At 65.3% G+C, this 14941-nt stretch carries 13 protein-coding genes; 3 read left to right on the top strand and 10 right to left on the bottom strand.

The genetic code is table 11. The features are described from left to right. Positions 1 to 115: 115 nt before the first annotated feature. From PHS32_RS20380 to PHS32_RS20360, 5 genes are read right to left on the bottom strand one after another with little or no spacing between them, the layout of a single operon-like run. Positions 116 to 379, bottom strand: a complete 264-nt coding sequence (locus PHS32_RS20380) for a hypothetical protein (protein WP_301081025.1) — start codon at positions 377 to 379, stop codon at positions 116 to 118. Beyond that, positions 376 to 864: a hydrogenase maturation protease gene (locus tag PHS32_RS20375; RefSeq protein WP_301081024.1), complete on the bottom strand. Its 489-nt coding sequence runs from the start codon at positions 862 to 864 to the stop codon at positions 376 to 378. The genes PHS32_RS20380 and PHS32_RS20375 overlap by 4 nt, the downstream gene beginning before the upstream one ends. Then, a complete protein-coding gene (locus PHS32_RS20370; RefSeq protein WP_301081022.1) occupies positions 861 to 2420 on the bottom strand; it encodes a Ni/Fe hydrogenase subunit alpha in 1560 nt (519 codons plus the stop codon). Before PHS32_RS20370 ends, PHS32_RS20375 begins: the two co-directional genes overlap by 4 nt. After that, entirely contained in the window at positions 2413 to 3729 is a 1317-nt protein-coding gene (locus tag PHS32_RS20365) for a 2Fe-2S iron-sulfur cluster-binding protein (protein WP_301081021.1), read from the bottom strand. The genes PHS32_RS20370 and PHS32_RS20365 overlap by 8 nt, the downstream gene beginning before the upstream one ends. Further along, positions 3726 to 5516 carry an NAD(P)H-dependent oxidoreductase subunit E gene (locus PHS32_RS20360; RefSeq protein ID WP_301081019.1) on the bottom strand — a complete coding sequence of 597 codons (1791 nt, stop codon included), beginning with the start codon at positions 5514 to 5516 and terminating at the stop codon, positions 3726 to 3728. Before PHS32_RS20360 ends, PHS32_RS20365 begins: the two co-directional genes overlap by 4 nt. 620 nt (positions 5517 to 6136) lie before the next feature. Here PHS32_RS20360 and PHS32_RS20355 point away from each other — a divergent pair. Genes PHS32_RS20355 through PHS32_RS20345 form a run of 3 tightly spaced genes read left to right on the top strand, consistent with a single transcriptional unit; the run spans position 6137 to position 9055 of the window. Continuing rightward, on the top strand, positions 6137 to 7273 hold the full coding sequence (locus PHS32_RS20355) for an aromatic ring-hydroxylating dioxygenase subunit alpha (RefSeq protein WP_301081017.1): 1137 nt from the start codon (positions 6137 to 6139) through the stop codon (positions 7271 to 7273). Positions 7274 to 7278: 5 nt separating this feature from the next. Continuing rightward, positions 7279 to 8166 carry a DMT family transporter gene (locus PHS32_RS20350; protein WP_301081015.1) on the top strand — a complete coding sequence of 296 codons (888 nt, stop codon included), beginning with the start codon at positions 7279 to 7281 and terminating at the stop codon, positions 8164 to 8166. A gap of 28 nt (positions 8167 to 8194) precedes the next feature. Continuing rightward, positions 8195 to 9055 (top strand): sulfurtransferase, encoded by an 861-nt coding sequence (locus PHS32_RS20345; RefSeq protein ID WP_301081013.1) that lies wholly within the window; start codon positions 8195 to 8197, stop codon positions 9053 to 9055. A 7-nt stretch (positions 9056 to 9062) separates the two neighbouring features. Here PHS32_RS20345 and PHS32_RS20340 read toward each other — a convergent pair whose 3' ends face one another. From PHS32_RS20340 to PHS32_RS20320, 5 genes are all read right to left on the bottom strand, one after another. Then, positions 9063 to 9491, bottom strand: coding sequence for a biopolymer transporter ExbD (locus PHS32_RS20340; RefSeq protein ID WP_301081011.1), 429 nt, complete (start codon positions 9489 to 9491; stop codon positions 9063 to 9065). Next, a complete protein-coding gene (locus tag PHS32_RS20335) occupies positions 9488 to 10123 on the bottom strand; it encodes a MotA/TolQ/ExbB proton channel family protein (RefSeq protein ID WP_301081010.1) in 636 nt (211 codons plus the stop codon). The genes PHS32_RS20340 and PHS32_RS20335 overlap by 4 nt, the downstream gene beginning before the upstream one ends. 123 nt (positions 10124 to 10246) lie before the next feature. Then, positions 10247 to 11551, bottom strand: coding sequence for an NAD(P)-binding domain-containing protein (locus PHS32_RS20330; RefSeq protein WP_301081008.1), 1305 nt, complete (start codon positions 11549 to 11551; stop codon positions 10247 to 10249). A 215-nt stretch (positions 11552 to 11766) separates the two neighbouring features. Then, on the bottom strand, positions 11767 to 14013 hold the full coding sequence (locus PHS32_RS20325) for a TonB C-terminal domain-containing protein (protein WP_301081007.1): 2247 nt from the start codon (positions 14011 to 14013) through the stop codon (positions 11767 to 11769). 34 nt (positions 14014 to 14047) lie between these two features. Further along, positions 14048 to 14941, bottom strand: an 894-nt coding sequence (locus PHS32_RS20320) for a DUF3443 family protein (RefSeq protein ID WP_301081005.1), incomplete at its 5' end; no start/stop codon positions are given.

Raw genomic sequence — 14941 nt, 5'->3', positions numbered from 1 at the left:
CGGCCTTGATCAAGACCTGTCGAGTCGGCTTGGCACAGGCACTACGCTGAAGTTATTGGGAATTTGAACAAAGAAGACGCGCTTTCGAGTCGACAAACAGAAGGTCAATCGCCCTTCATCTTGCAGGATCGTCGCCGGTCGACTGCGGCCGCAGGTGCGCCGGCAGCTGCGCCCGCAGCTGCTGCAACTGACGCTCCAGCAGTTCGATGCGCTGGAACTTGCCGAGCAGAATGGCCACCGTGAACAAGTCCAGATCGAACTCCAGCCGGAGCTTGCCGGCGGCCCTTAACGGTGCCACCCATTCGGCACTGAAGACCGATTCCGGTGCGGCGAGCGTGGGTTGAAGCGATAACCGGCTTAAAAGAAAAGAAGCGATCAAGCCCCAGCCACGGCGCCAGTGTCCTGCTCCAGCCAGCCCTTGCACCATGCCAAAGCCAGGTTCAGATTGGCCAGTGCAGCGGCACTGGGCGGCGCGCCCAACTCGAAGCGCTGGCCGCGGATCGCCAACAAGGTGGCAGGTGGTGGTTCCTCGCCGCGCAACTCGCGAAACAACTGTAGCAAGGCCTGCGGCGACAGGGCGTGACTGGTGCAGCCGGCCTGCGCCCGGGCGCTCAGCGCCGTCACCTCGAAAGGAGCCGGGCCACTCAGACTGGCGTCCACAAACAGCACGCGCGAGCGCCCCACCAGGTCCAGCGCATGCTCAATCTGCAACTGGTAGTCGTCCAGCAAGTCAACCTCGGTGATGGGCCTGGCCGCAGCGCGCAGGCGCTCAATGCACAAGGGCCCCAGGGCGTCGTCGCCGCGGCTCGGGTTGCCCCAGCCGAACACCAGCAACGGTGCCACCGCCGGCGGCTGCGCGGTCATGCCGATGGCCCTCCGCGGGATGCCGAGGCGCGCAGGAATTGCCCGCTGTGCGACTTGACAACCCGGTCTATCAGTTCGCCTTGCGGTCCCAGCAGCAGCACCTCCAGCGGCATCTGCCCCAGCGCGTGGGTGGCACAGGACAGGCAGGGGTCGTAGGCGCGGATCGCCACTTCGATGCGGTTCAGCAGGCCTTCGGTCAGTTCGCGCCCGTCCAGGTACTGCCGCGCCACCGCGCGCACCGCTTCGTTCATGGCCTGGTTGTTGTGGGTGGTTGCCACGATCAGGTTGCACAGGCTCACCAGATCGTCGCCGCCGACCTGGTAGTGGTGTATCAGCGTGCCGCGCGGAGCCTCTATCACACCGACGCCCCAGCGCCGCGCAGCGCCGGCTTGCGGGGACTGCAGGCGCGCGCCGCCCGCCATCAGTTCGCCGGACAGGATATCGGGATCGTCCAGCAAGTCTTTGATGACCTCGGTGCAGTGCAGCAGCTCGATCATGCGCGCCCAGTGGTAGGCCAGCGCCGCGTGGATGGTCTCGCCCTGGCCCCAGGCGATAAATTCACAGCGCTGCGCCTCGGCCAGCGGACTGGGAATGAAATCGCAGTTTTGCAGCCGCGCCAGCGGCCCGACCCGGTAGCTGCCCAGCTCGGCCCCCAGGCTCTTGAGGAAGGGGAACTTCATGTAGCTCCAGGGTTTGACCTCTTCCTCGATCAAATCCAGGTAGCTCTGATCGCTGACGCCATCGAAAATGATCTGGCCATTGGCGTCGCGTGCCCGCAGCACACCGTCATAGAGCTCCAGCGCCCCGTCCGCGCGCACCAGCGACAGCATGTTGGTCCGGACGCTGCCGAAGCTGCCGTACAGCGCCGGGTTCTGCGCCTGCAGTTGTTTGGCGATGTTCACGGCGTCCTGCGCCCAGGCGATCATCTGGGCCACATCGCGCTGCAACAGCGCGCGGTCCGCCGCACTCACATGCTGGTTGACGCCGCCCGGCACCGAGCCGGTGCCGTGCACGCGCTTGCCGGCCGTGGCGCGTATCAGTTCCTGGCCGAACTTGCGCAGCAACACGCCCTTCCTGGCGATGTCGGGATGCGCTTGGGCCACACCGACGATGTTGCGCCGGTTCACTTCGGAGTCGAAGCCGAACAGCAGATCCGGCGCCGCCAGGTAGAAGAAGTGCAAGGCGTGCGATTGCATCACTTGCCCGTAGTGCATCAGGCGGCGTATCTTGTCGGCCGAGGGCGTGACGGGCAAGGCGCCCACCACCCGGTCAAAGGCCTTGCAGGCCGCCAGGTGGTGCGACACCGGACAGATGCCGCACAGCCGCTGCACCATCACCGGCACCTCCCAATAGGGCCGGCCCTCGATGAATCGCTCGAAGCCGCGGAACTCGACGATATGCAGCCGCGCCTGCTGCACGCGGTTCTGCGCATCGAGCAGCAGCGTGACCTTGCCATGGCCTTCGACCCTTGACACCGGGTCAATGGCAACCCGGCGCAAGCCCTGTGCCACAAGCTCGGGGGCAGCGGTTTCAAGCGACGTGTTGCTGCTAGTCATAACGTATCAAGCCAAAGTCCGGCTGCGGCGTGCGTCCGGCCACCAGTTCGGTCAGCAAATGCCAGAAGGCCTCGGCCGGCGGCGGGCAGCCGGGCAGGAAGTAGTCCACATGCACCAGCTCATGGATGGCGCGCACCTTGTTCAGCGGCAGCGGCAGCTCGGGATCGTTGGGGAAGGCGCTGCCCGCGCTCAGGCCTTGCCGGCTGCGGTACACCTCGCTCAGCAGGCTGCCCAGGTCGAGGTGGTTGCGCTGCGCCGGCAGGCCCCCGTTGATGGCGCAGGCGCCCACCGCCACCAGCGTCTTGCAGTGGGCGCGGAACTCGCGCAACAGCGTCACGTTTTCGGCATTGCACAGACCGCCTTCGATCAGGCCGATATCGCACGGCCCGATCTGCTTGATGTCGGTCAGCGGCGAGCGGTCGAACTCGATCTGCTCCAGCAGTTCGAACAGTCGCTCATCGATGTCGAGGAAGGACATGTGGCAGCCGAAGCAGCCGGCCAGCGAGACCGTGGCCACCTTCAGCTTGCGCCCTGCCCGGGGCTTGGCGGGCGGGGACGCCGCAGCCGCCACGCTCCTCACCAAATCGCCCGGCCCCGGCACCGGCAGCGGCTTGAGGTCGAATGGGCGCTGTCCAATCGGAATCGCGAAGCCGCGTCGTTTCGGCAGGATCGCGCCCACCGGGCAGATGCCGGCGGCGCGGTCGTCCAAGGTCATGGTGCTATCGGCCAGAAGGCCGGACCGGCTGTTGACCAGCAACTGGGTGGCGATGCCCAGACCGCCGATGGCAAACACATTCTTGCCATCGACCTCGCGGCTGGCGCGCACGCACAGCTCGCACAGAATGCAGCGATTGAAGTCAAGCAGGATGTCGGGGTGGCTGGCGTCGAGCGAGCGGTCCGGGTAGAACTCCTCGAAGTGCGGCCCTTCCATGCCCATCGCGTAGGCGGTGGCTTGCAGCAGGCAATTGCCGCTTTTCTCGCAACTGGGACAGAAGTGGTTGCCCTCGACAAACAGCATCTGCAGCAGCATCTTGCGCCGGCCATTGAGTTCTTCGGTATTGCTTTCGACCGCCTGGCCGGCGCTGGCCGGCACGGTGCAAGCGGCACCGGGGTGACCGTCGACCTTGACGCTGCACAGGCGGCAGGAACCCTGCGCCGGAAAATCCGGATGCCAGCACAAGTGCGGGATGTAGCGCTGGGCGCGCGTAGCGGCTTGCAGGATGGTCTCGCCGGGCTGGAACGGCACCGCCTGACCGTCCAGTGAAAAACTCTGGCCAGAGTCCACGGTATCTGACAAGCGCGCCGTCATGCCAGATTCTCCAGGTGCGCGCCAGGGTCGTCGCGGCCCGTCATGCGCCGGGCAATCGAGAGTTCGGCATCGAGGTCGAAGCCGGGTTCGAAATGCGGCGACTTCAAGCGCCGCTCATAGGCCGGGCGAAACTTCAGAATCGTGTCGCGCAACGGATTGCAGGCGCTGACGCCCAGGCCGCAATGGCTGCCGCCGTGCAGCAATTTGTCAAGTTCGATCAGGACCTCCAGATCGTCGCGCGAACCCTGGCCGGCGGCCAGCTTGTCCATGCGCCTGGCCACCAGCGCGGTGCCGACCCGGCACGGTGTGCAGAAGCCGCAACTCTCGTGCGCGAAGAAGTGCGCAAAGCCGCGCGCCACCTCGAACATGTCGCGCGAGCGATCGAACACCATCAAGGCGCCTGCCGTCGGGAGGTCTTCGAAGGCAATGCGCCGGTCGAACTCCAGGGCCGACAGGCAGACGCCGGACGGCCCGCCCAGTTGCACCGCCTGGGTATCGCGCGCGCCGCAGTCTTGCAGGATGCGGCTGATAGCGGTGCCAAACGGGTATTCATAGACACCGGGGCGTTCGCAGTCGCCCGACACCGAATGAATTTTTGTGCCCGTGGACTGGGGCGTACCGATGGCGGCCCAGCAGGCGCCGCCCCTCAGCGCGATGGGCGTAACGGCGCAAAAGGTCTCGACGTTGTTGACGATGGTGGGATGGCCCAGGTAGCCTTGCTGCACCGGAAACGGCGGGCGTATCCGCGGCGTGCCGCGTTTACCTTCCAGCGACTCGATCAAGGCCGACTCTTCGCCGCACACATAGGCGCCGGCGCCGACATGGATGGCGATGTCGAAATCGAAGCCCGACCGACCCAGGATGCTGGTGCCCAGCAGATGGGCGTCGCGCCGGCGTTGCAGCGTGGCCAGCAGCGGCTCCAGCAGGTAGCGGTACTCGCCGCGCAGGTACAGCAGACCACGCCGGGCGCCAATCACCAGCGCGGCGATCGTCATGCCCTCCAGCACGGCGTCGGTGCTTCGGTTCAGCAGCACGCGGTCCTTGAAGGTACCGGGCTCGCCTTCGTCGGCGTTGCACACCACCACATGCTCGACGCCAGGGGCCTGACGGCACAATTTCCACTTGAGTCCGGTGGCAAAGCCGGCGCCGCCGCGGCCGCGCAAGTTGGAGCGCTTGATCTCGGCCAGCATCGCCTGCGGTCCGCGCGCCAGCGCCGCCGCCAGGGCCGCGCCCGGCGCAGCAGCGTCGCCTAGCAACACCTCGGCACGCCGGATGTTGTCCTGCACCTCGAACCAGGGCGCCGGCCATTGCGCTACCGGAACGCGAGCACAGATCAGTTGGGCCATCTCGGCCACACGGGCGGCGTCGAGCCGGGTCACGACATGACGCTGATTGATCAGCAAGGCCGGTCCCTGGTCGCACAAGCCGGTGCAGGAGGTCTTGTCGACACTCACCAGGCCATCGGCACTGAGCTGGCCTGGCACTACACCCAGGCGCCGGCACAGGTCCAGCAGCAGCGCCTCGCTGCCCAGCATGCGGTCGGTGACGTTGTTGCTGAACAGCACGCGGTAGGCACCGACCGGCCGCAAGTACAGAAAACGGTAGAAACCGGCCACGCCCTGCACCTGGGCCAGCGTCAGACCGAGCGCGCCGGCAACCTGCTGCAATGCTTCGCGCGGCAGCCAGCCGAGCAAATCCTGCACCTCGCGCAGAATTTGCAGCAGCGCCTGGGGTTGTGCCCCATGCCGGGCCAGCACCTGGTCCAGCGCCCGCGGCTCGAGATTCATGCTCACTTGATCCCTCGCATCCATTTGGAACTTGTCCGCCTTTAGGTTAAACCAGGAACGCACTATGGATCATTTCCTGAAATGACGACATGCCAAACCCCTCTTCAGCGTAGCGGGTGGATCAGGCTGGTGGGGCACTCAGCTCCGTGTCCCCCGCCCTGCGGGCTCCTCCTTTACCTGCGCTGAGCGCCCCACCAGCCTGATCCATGGTGGCTGCTCGGCCCGCGCAAACCACCGATGCCGCTGCCGAGGGCACTGGGGTGAGTGGCGTAGCGTGGACTTGGGGTCTTGCCAAATAAAGAAGGAGGCCACGGGCCGGGTGACATTCGCGGAGCCACTCACCCCGGCGCCCTCGGGCCACAGACGCTTGAGCCTCAGTTCTCAACTTGTGAAAGCAATCGGCATCAAGCAGGCTTGGCCAGAACGGTGTCGTGAATTTCGGAACTCTCCATAAGCTAGTGTAGGTACATATTCCAGTCTTGCGCCTTGGCCGGCTTGCGCGTTATCAACAAGCCGTCATGCAATCCCCCGGCATGCAGCCCAGCGAAACAAGAAATTCTTTTAAAATCAACAATCTACAAAATTCTTGCCACACTGCCTAACTTTGGGTCTGGTCGCCGATGTCCGATTTGAGTCTTCAACTGCAACAGCCCACCGGCCAACTGCCAGTTTCCAGTTATTTCGATGAGGCGCTGTACCAGCGCGAAATCGAAACCCTGTTCCGGCGCGGACCGCGCTACGTCGGCCACGCCTTGAGCGTGCCCGAGGTGGGCGACTATGCGACCCTGGCGCAAGAGGAGCAGGGTCGCGCCCTGGTGCGCACCGGCAGCGGCATCGAGCTGGTCTCCAACGTCTGCCGGCATCGCCAGGCGTTGATGCTGCAGGGACGCGGCTCACTCAACAGCACGCATCCGGGCGCCGCCGCCGGCAACCTGGTCTGCCCCCTGCACCGCTGGACTTACAGCGGCGGCGCCGGGCAGCCAGTGGGCACCTTGCTGGGCGCTCCGCACTTTGCGCAGGACCCCTGTCTGAACCTGAACAACTACCCGCTGCGCGAGTGGAACGGCCTGCTGTTCGAAGACAACGGCCGCGACATCGCCGCCGATCTGGCCGGTCTCGGCCCGCGCCTGGATCTGGATTTCAGCGGCTTGGTGCTGGACCGCGTGGAACTGCACCAGTGCAAGTACAACTGGAAGACTTTCATCGAGGTCTACCTGGAGGACTACCACGTCGCCCCGTTCCACCCTGGGCTGGGCAGCGTCGTCAGTTGCGACGACCTGCGCTGGGAGTTCGGGCCACATTACTCGGTGCAGACCGTCGGCAATGCCACGCGAATGGGCCCGGCCGGCACGCCCGTGTACCAGCGCTGGCAGGAGGCTTTGCGCAGCTACCGCCAAGGCGTGCCCAGCAAATATGGCGCCATCTGGTTGACCTACTACCCGCACATCATGGTCGAGTGGTATCCACATGTGCTGACGGTCTCGACCCTGCACCCGATGGGCGTGAATGCGACCCTGAACATGGTGGAGTTCTATTACCCGGAAGAAATCCAGGCCTTCGAGCGCGAGTTTGTCGAAGCCCAGCAAGCCGCCTACATGGAGACCTGCCTGGAGGACGATGAGATCGGGGAACGCATGGACGCCGGCCGGCGCGCCCTGCTGGCGCGCGGCGATAACGAAGTGGGACCTTACCAAAGCCCCATGGAAGACGGCATGCAGCACTTTCATGACTGGTACCGTTGCCAACTCCAGCCTTAACCGCCATGCAGGCGCTATGGATGATTCTGGGTTCGTTCTTTTTTGCCACCATGGCGGTGGGCATCAAGATCGCCTCCGCCAGCTTCAATACCTTTGAACTGGTTTTCTACCGGGGCGTGGTCAGCGTGATCTTCATGGCCCTGGTGCTGCGCGCACGCGGCACCCCATTGCGCACCCGAGTTCCCATGATGCACACCTGGCGCACCGTCATCGGCGTGCTGTCGCTGGCTTCCTGGTTTTATGCGCTGGCCCATTTGCCGCTGGCCACCGCCATGACGCTCAACTACATGAGCGGCGTCTGGGTCGCCACCTTCATCGTTGGCGGCGCCGTGCTGTACGGCCAGGCCCAGCGCCAAGGCCCCTTGATGGCCACCGTGCTGGCGGGCTTTGCCGGTGTCGTCATGATGCTGCGCCCGACGCTGGAGCAGAACCAGTTGTTTGCCGGGCTGATCGGTCTGCTCTCGGGGCTGGGGGCGGCACTGGCTTACATGCAGGTCACGGCGCTGGGCAAGATCGGTGAGCCGGAGGGGCGCACCGTGTTTTATTTCTCGCTCGGCTCGGCCGTTGCCGGGCTGCTGGGGGTGCTGTTCACGGGCTTGAGTTCCTGGAGCGCGGCCAGTTGGCAGGCGCTCGCGTGGCTGGTGCCGATCGGCGTGCTGGCGTCGCTGGGCCAGTGGTGCATGACGCGCGCCTACAGCCGGGGCGCCACCCTGTTGGTGGCCAATTTGCAGTACTCCGGAATTGTCTTTGCCGCCTTCTACAGCCTGCTTTTGTTTGGCGACATGATTCCCCTCATCGGCTGGGCCGGCATGGCACTGATCGTCGCCAGTGGCCTGGCCGCCACGGCGCTGCGCCGCCGCATCCTGCCCGACACCCCGGCCGAAGAACACTGAAACAAACCTCTTTGAAGAAAGCGCATCGATGTACACGACCCTGATTTCGGCCCAACAGCTCAGCCAACTGCTGACCAGCGGCCAAGCCTGCATGGTGTTTGATTGCAGTTTCGAACTGATGCAGCCGGCTGCCGGCGAGCAGCAATACCGAGAGAAGCACATCCCCGGCGCCGTCCGCGCCGATCTGGAGCGGCACCTGAGCGCCAGCAAGGGTGCACCGGACGCCGCCTCCGCTGGCCGCCATCCGTTGCCGGCGCGCGAGGCCTTTGCCGCCTGGCTGGCCAGCATCGGTTTCAAGGCCGACATGCAGGCGGTGGTCTACGACCGCCAGGGCGCCAATTACTGCGGTCGCCTGTGGTGGATGCTGAAATGGCTGGGCCATGAAGCGGTGGCGGTGCTGGATGGCGGGCTGCAAGCCTGGCAGGCCCATGGTGGCGCCACCCAAAGCGGCGAGCCGACGGCGGCAGCCGCCTCGGATTACGTGGCGGGCACGGCCAGAGCCGTGCTGCTGACGACGTCAACCGTGCTCCAGCAACTGGGCCGGCCGACGCAGAACCTGATCGATGCGCGCGGCGCGCCGCGTTTCCGTGGCGAGGTCGAACCGCTGGACCCGCAGGCCGGGCATATTCCAGGTGCCTTGAACCGCCCGTTCGGACTGAACTTCGACGCCGACGGAAAGTTCAAACCAGCCAGCCAGCTCAGGGCCGAATTTGACGCGCTGCTGGCCGGGCGCGACCCGGCCAGCGTGGTGCACCACTGCGGCAGCGGCGTCAGCGCGGTGCCCAACATCATCGCCATGGAACTGGCCGGACTGGGCCGCACGGCCCTGTACGCCGGCAGCTGGAGCGAGTGGTGCAGCGACCCGGCGCGGCCGGTGGCCCAGGGTTAGCTCCTAGCTAGCGAGCGCCTGACGATCCGCTGGTTTGCGCCGCGAAGGTGATCTGGCTCAGGCCCGAACGGCTGGCGGCTTCCATCACCGTGACCACCGACTGGTGCACGGCATTGGCATCGGCATGGATGATGACCACGGTTTCCTTGCCGGCCTTGGCGGCCTCGGTCAAGGCCAGCGCAACTTCCTCAACGCTGCGCCCCGCCACGGCGGCCCCATTCACCAGATAGCGGCCATCACTGCTGACCGCCACCACCACTTCCTTGGGGTAGTCGCGCTGCGCCTGCGCATCGGCCGTGGGCAGTTTGATCTGGAGTTCTGAAAATTTGCTGTAGGTCGTGGTGAGCATCAGGAAAATCACCACCACCAATAGCACATCGATGAAGGGAATCAGGTTGATTTCCGGCTCCTCGCGCTGACGTGAACGGAATCTCATGATGCCGCACGCAAGCTGTTGAGGTGCCGCACAAACTGGTCCGCCGCCAATTCCAGCGTCAGCAGATAAGCATCCACGGTGGCCCGGAAGTAGCGCCAGAAAATCAGCGAGGGAATGGCCACCATCAAGCCGAACGCGGTGTTGTACAAGGCCACCGAAATACCGTGCGCCAGTTGTGCCGGGCTGGCACCGGCGGCGCCGGCGGTCGGCGACTGAGAACCAAAAATCTCTATCATCCCGATCACGGTTCCCAGCAAACCCAGCAGCGGCGCCGCCGAAGCGATGGTGGCCAGGGCGCTCAGGTAGCGCTCCATGCGGTGCGCCACTTCACGTCCGCTTCCTTCCATGGTGGCGCGCAAGTCCTCCTCCTTGCAGCGCGGATTGAGGTACAGGGCGCGCAGGCCGCTGGCCAGCACTTCACCCAGGGCGGAGTTGTGCGCCAGTTGATCCACCACGTCCCGGCTCGGGACGCTGCTGCGCGACACCCGCAGTGCCTCTTCCAGCAGCTTGGGCGGTGCGATGCGATTGGCTTGCAGGCTGAAGAAGCGCTCGATGACGAGGGCAACCGCCAACAGGGAACAGAAAATCAGGGGCCAAATAGGCCAGCCCGCGGCTTGGATGATCGAAAGCAAGGAACTCTCCCAGGAACGTGATGCGCGCCGCGATTACGGCGCCGCCAAATGACTCAGCCAGCTAGGCCTCGCCGGAAAAAAAGGAACCGAATTGTCACGCAATGAAGTCAAGATGATGGTCTTTCACTCGGTCCCGAATTTGGTCTCGAACTCAATCCCGATCTTTTGCAGCAAGGGGGTCGGAAGCAGGCCGCCAGCGCACACGATCACCGCGTCGTTGCGCAAACTCTCAGTGACGCCGTTGTTGTCGATCTCGACGTGATCCTCGGCGACCGACTTGACCTGCGAATTCAGCAACACACGCAAGCGCCCGGCTTTCTGCTGTTGCTCCAGCGACGTGCGGTTCTTCTGCTTGACCCGGGAAAATGCCGCGCTGCGGTAGGACAGCGTGACCTCGGTTCCGGGTTGCTCGGACAAGGTGATGGCCGCTTCCAGCGCACTGTCGCCGCCACCCACCACCAGCACCGCCTGCCCCTGGTATTGGCTCGGATCGATCAGGCGGTACATGACTTTGTGCGACTCTTCACCCGGCACATCGAGCTTGCGTGGCGTGCCGCGCCGCCCCATCGCCAGCAGCACGGTGCGCGCCGTGTAACTGCCCCGGTTGGTGCGCACCACAAAGCGGCCGTCCTCGCGCTCAATCGCCTCCATGCGCTCGCGAAACGAAATTTCCAGGCCGGTCTTCTTCACCACGTCCTGCCAGAACTCAAGCAGCTTTTCCTTGTGCACTTCGCCGAACTTGACCTTGCCGATCAGCGCCAGATTCACCGGCGCCGTCATGGCCACCTTCTGCCGTGGGTAGTGATACACCGCGCCCCCCAGGGAGTCTTCCTGCTCCACCAGCTTGTAGCGCAACTTGTGCTCGATCGCCGACAGGCCCGCCGACAGGCCGGCCGGCCCGCAACCGACGATCACCACGTCGTAGTCGGCGGCGCCGCTGCCGACCTTCTTGCGCAAATAATTGACGGCCTGGCGCCCCTGTTCCGCCGCCTTGCGAATCAGGCCCATGCCGCCGAGTTCACCGGCAATGAAGATACCCGGCACATTGGCCTCGAATTGCGGCGTCACGTTGGGGATGTCGATGCCCCGCTTCTCGGTGCCGAACACCAGTTTGATGGCTTCCACCGGACAGGCCGCGGCGCAGGCGCCGTGGCCAATGCAATGCGCCGCATTGACCAGCACGGCCTTGCCGTTGACCACCCCCAGCGCTTTTTCCGGACAGGCCTTGACGCAAGCCCCGGACCCCATGCAGCGCGTCAGGTCCACCACCGGATGCAGGGACGGCGGCTCCATCAGGCCGGTTTCAATCGCTTGCTGCAATTGCGCGGCATGGGTCTCATGCTTTCGGCGTTGCCGATTCAGGTACAGCATCACCACCACCACGAAGGCGGCAACGTAAATATAGAAATATTGGTAAAAATTTGGCATTTTTCTTTGAAAACCTCGAAGCGGGAACGGGCTCGCAACGGCGGCCCGGGACCGGCTATTTGACCAGTTCGGAATCCCGATAGCAATTCCGGCCGTTCCGGCACCGAAGGCGCTTGGTCCGCCAGGCTGCAAAAGTGCGCCTGCGAAGCCCATGCGTTGGACGATCCGAGCCGGGTTCATGGCGCTACTGTCAGCATGAAGAGGAAACGCAATCATCAGCGTCCTCCGTAAAGCAGACGCAGCGCGACATCGAAGGTCCAGACGCGGCGAATCTCGATCACGTCGTAGTCGACTGCCAGATCCGACGGAAAGGGCGCGAATGGCGACAGCATCAGGACGATTCTGCGCACCGCGTTGTCGATCGCCGCGACCCCGCTGGAACGGTCGATCACAACGCTCTCCAGACTGCCATCCCGGCGCAAGGCCACGGTGACCACGGGATTTTCGTAAGGGCCGCTCTTGGCCGCCGCCTGGAGCACATCCATGGGGGCGTTCTGCTCAATCTTCTGGCGCCAGCCCTCCGCCACCATCCGCAGGCGCAAATCCTGGCTGGGATGTCCCAACAGCGTTCGACGCTTTGAACTTTCCATGCGTGCTTCGGGCGGCTTCTCAAGCACAGCAACCGCCACCGGACGCTCCACTTTGCTTGCGGCTGGCGTCGTCGCGCCAGTTGCCGGTGCGGCCGGACCGGCATCCGACCTTGCCGCCGTCACGACACCACTGGGCGAAGCTGCTCCGGCCTTGCTCTGGGATGCCGCGTCTCGCCCCGGCGGCGCGTTGCCGGCGACCGGGGTTGCCGCCCCTTGCCGCAAGGCTTCACGCTGCGCTGCTGCTTGTGCCGCTGCTTGTGCCGCTGCCTGTGCTGCGGCCTGTGCTGCGGCCTGGGCTGCGGCCTGTGCCGCTGCCTGGGCTGCGGCCTGGGCTGCGGCCTGTGCCGCTGCCTGGGCTGCGGCCTGTGCCGCTGCTTGTGCCGCTGCTTGTGCCGCTGCCTGTGCCGCTGCCTGTGCTGCGGCCTGCGCCGCTGCCTGTGCTGCTGCTTGTGCCGCTGCCTGCGCTGCTGCCTGTGCCGCTGCCTGTGCCGCTGCTTGCGCTGCTGCCTGCGCTGCTGCCTGCTGACGCAAGCCCTCTTGACGCTGCGCCTCGCGCTGGGCTGCTGCCTGCCGGGCGGCTTCCTGCGCCGCCGCCTGCTGACGCTGGGCTTCCTGCCGGGCTGATTCCTGCGCCGCTGCTTGCGCCACCGCCTGCTGGCGCTGGGCTTCCTGGCGTTGCGCTTCACGCTGCGCCGCTTCCTGCCGGGCCGCTTCCTGCGCCACTGCCTGCTGACGCAATGCCTCCTGACGCTGGGCTTCCTGTCGCAAGACCTCCTGCCGTTGCGCTTCGCGCTGTGCTGCGTCCTGCGCGGCTGCCTGCGTCACCGCCTGCTGGCGCTGGGCTTCCTGTCGCAACGCCTCCTGGCGTTGCGCTTCACGCTGTGCTGCTTCCTGCGCCGCCGCTTGCGCCACCGCCTGCTGGCGCTGGGCCTCTTGTCGCAACACCTCCTGCCGTTGCGCTTCGCGCTGCACCGCTTCCTGCCGGGCTGCTTCCTGCGCGGCTGCCTGCGTCACCGCCTGCTGACGCTGGGCTTCCTGTCGCATGGCCTCCTGGCGTTGCGCCTCGCGCTGCACCGCTTCCTGCCGGGCCGCTTCCTGCCGGGCCGCTTCCTGCGCCGCCGCTTGCGCTACCGCCTGCTGGCGCTGGACCTCGCGCCGTGCCGCTTCCTGTTTCGCCGCTTCTGCCGCAGCAGCCTCTTGACGCAGTTCCTCCGCTCGGCCTGCCTGCTGGGCAGCGGGTTCGCTGGCCGCCGGCTTCGGGGGCATGGCAAATTCGAAATCCGCTGCTGCCACCTGTATCGTCGCCAGGGATGATTTGGCCGGCGCGCCGGGGCTGTCGACGCTCTCGGTCGCCGGCGGCGCGGCCACGGCCAGTGACGGTTCCGGCACCGACTTGGCGGGTTTCTCCGGCACCGCGGGGGACGGCGTCGGCAGCGGGTCCGGCAAGCGCTGGGGCGGCGGCGCGGGCCTTGACAGTGGGCTGGCTTCCTTGGCTCGTCCCGGTCTGCGGGGACGCACCGCGCGCCTGGATTTCCGGGGTGCCGGTGCCGGTGCTGGAGCTGGGGCCGGTGCTGTTTGCGCAGGCCTGGCCAGTGCCACCAAGGCCGGGCTGCCGGTCAGCGCCGGCAACTCGGAACCGGGCAGCGGTGGGGCGACCGCTGGCGGCGCGGGCAAGGGCGGGACGTTGGCTGGTGGCGGCACGTCCTGCCCCGAAGTGGCAGCAATCGTGACACTCAGGGAGGTCGCCTCCACACGACGTTCGGCCCGGCTGAAAAGGCTGCCCGGCATACCCAGGCCCGGCAAATCAAATTTCAGGCTCAGGATCAGTGCGTGAATCAGCAGCGAAATCAGCAGCGCATGTTTTAGGCGCAAGTGAAAACGAGGCAAACCTTTGACCCGCAAGTTCTTAAATCCCATTCCAGGGACCGTTGGGTGAAAGCGCCTGCCCCCAGATTGACGTGTAGACACTGCGTCCGAAGAAGAAGGAAAGGCCCCAGACAAAAGTCTGCGGCGCCTGGCTGATGGAGCCGCCCAGATTGCTGAACGCGGTGCTCGATCCGCTGAACAGCAGATCCGCATTCGCTATGGAAAAGTCAACCGGGGCGGTGTTGCCGAGCGAGTCGGTCAGCAGCACGTTGCGCAGCACCGGGGTCGCGCCGGCAGGGCAATACCAACCGCTCTGAGTGCTGGCGCCCGCCGAACTCTTGCAGCTTTGTGAAAGGCTGCTGTCACTGAAGAAATAGGCGTTGGAGCCACTGTCGATGTAGCTGTCGGCGTAAACCGTCGAGCCGCTGCTGGTCGTGAAATAGAGGTAGCCTGGACTCGCCGGGTTGGCGTCAACCCAGAGCTTCTTCACACTGGGCGCAATCTGATTGTTGCTGCGACTGCCAATGCCGAACACCAGACGCCCCTTGGCGACGCCCACCCCCAGTGTCGGCAGCACCGGCAGGCTGATGATGGTTCCATTGTTGTCGGGCTGCGGGTTGCCATCGTCCGGAACAAAATGCGCCACCGGATTCTGTGTCTGCTGATCAACCGGAATGGCGGCCGCCCGGCAATTGGCGGTCAGCGAGTCCGGGCAGACGTAATACTGGACATGGAACCCGGCATAGTTTCCGGTGCTGCAGGTCAGACCGCAATCGAAACGCATCATGCCGATGCCCAGTATGCCGTTGGCTTGCAGTGACGCCGCCGAATTGAATATGGACGAACTGCCGCCGGCCGCCGCGACACAGTCGGCCGGCACGCTGAGCGCCGTGCTGGCGCTGTCGTCAATGACCTGAATCGGAATCGCCGTGGC

The sequence above is a fragment of the Rhodoferax sp. genome, from assembly GCF_028714215.1.
Classification (GTDB): domain Bacteria; phylum Pseudomonadota; class Gammaproteobacteria; order Burkholderiales; family Burkholderiaceae_C; genus Rhodoferax.
This window is presented reverse-complemented; position numbering and strand designations above follow the sequence as displayed.